Consider the following 1,589-nt stretch of genomic DNA (forward strand, 5'->3'; position numbering starts at 1 on the left):
GCGAAAGCGGTTCGCTGAGAGCTTCGGCTTGAGGGGGACTGGCTACGGGGTTCGAGGCGTCCAAGACTATATCTCTACAAATAATCTGGCTGAGATTTAATCATCCACATCAGCTGAGCCGCTCAGTGATACGCCTTGTGTGTATCGACGACGGCCAGATCAGAACCACGCTTCACTGCTCTGCCGAGTTTCGTGTCGCTCTCCTGACGGAGAACGATCCAGTGTTGTCGTTGGTGGTGTGGACTCTCAAGCGTGAGGTAAGGGCAATTCGTGGATGCCTTGGCATGTACAGGCGATGAAGGACGTGGCACGCTGCGATAAGCGTCGGTGAGGTGTGAGCAACCTTTGACCCGACGATTTCCGAATGGGGAAACCCACCTATCCCGATTATTTCTTTCCGGTTCGCCGGGTGGAGGTAATCAGGAAAAAGGTATCACTTAACCGAATAAAATAGGTTTCGTGAAGCGAACCCGGGGAACTGAAACATCTCAGTACCTGGAGGAAAAGACATCAACCGAGATTCCGTTAGTAGTGGCGAGCGAACGCGGACCAGGCCAGTGCCTTCAATTCAACTAGCAGAACGATCTGGAAAGTTCGGCCGTAGCGGGTGACAGCCCCGTATGCGAAAGTGAGATTGAAGGACTTGAGTAGGGCGGGACACGTGTAATCCTGTCTGAATATAGGGGGACCACCCTCTAAGCCTAAATACTCGTACATGACCGATAGCGAACTAGTACCGTGAGGGAAAGGTGAAAAGCACCCCGATGAGGGGAGTGAAACAGTACCTGAAACGGATTGCCTACAAGCAGTTGGAGGGTCCTTGAGGCCTGACAGCGTACCTCTTGCATAATGGGTCTGTGACTTAATGTATCAAGCAAGCTTAAGCCGATAGGTGTAGGCGCAGCGAAAGCGAGTCTGAATAGGGCGCCATAGTTTGATGTATTAGACCCGAAACCCGGCGATCTAGGCATGACCAGGATGAAGGTGCGGTAACACGCACTGGAGGTCCGAACCGATTAACGTTGAAAAGTTACCGGATGAGTTGTGTTTAGGGGTGAAAGGCCAATCAAGCCGGGAAATAGCTGGTTCTCCGCGAAAACTATTGAGGTAGTGCCTCGGACGAACACCCTAGGGGGTAGAGCACTGGATGGATGCGGGGGTCGCGAGATCTACCAATTCTAACCAAACTCCGAATACCTAGGAGTGATATCCGGGAGACAGACGGCGGGTGCTAAGGTCCGTCGTCAAAAGGGAAACAGCCCTGACCTACAGCTAAGGTCCCCAAGTCACGTCTAAGTGGGAAAGCATGTGGGAATCCCAAAACAACCAGGAGGTTGGCTTAGAAGCAGCCATCCTTTAAAGAAAGCGTAACAGCTCACTGGTCTAAACAAGGGTTCCTGCGGCGAAGATGTAACGGGGCTCAAGACGTGCACCGAAGCTTAGGGTGTGTTCTTTGAACACGCGGTAGCGGAGCGTTCCGTAAGCCTGCGAAGCCATCTGGTAATGGGTGGTGGAGGTATCGGAAGTGCGAATGCAGACATGAGTAGCGATAAAGAGGGTGAGATGCCCTCTCGCCGAAAGACCAAGGG

General features: G+C 52.6%; 1 rRNA gene. It reads left to right on the plus strand.

Going from position 1 to position 1,589, the window contains the following annotated elements:
• Nucleotides 1-247: 247 nt before the first annotated feature.
• Nucleotides 248-1,589, plus strand: a 23S ribosomal RNA gene (locus L8F96_RS18445); the annotation flags it as partial.

The sequence above is a fragment of the Sphingomonas panaciterrae genome (genome assembly GCF_036890205.1).
GTDB classification, from domain to species: domain Bacteria; phylum Pseudomonadota; class Alphaproteobacteria; order Sphingomonadales; family Sphingomonadaceae; genus Sphingomonas; species Sphingomonas panaciterrae.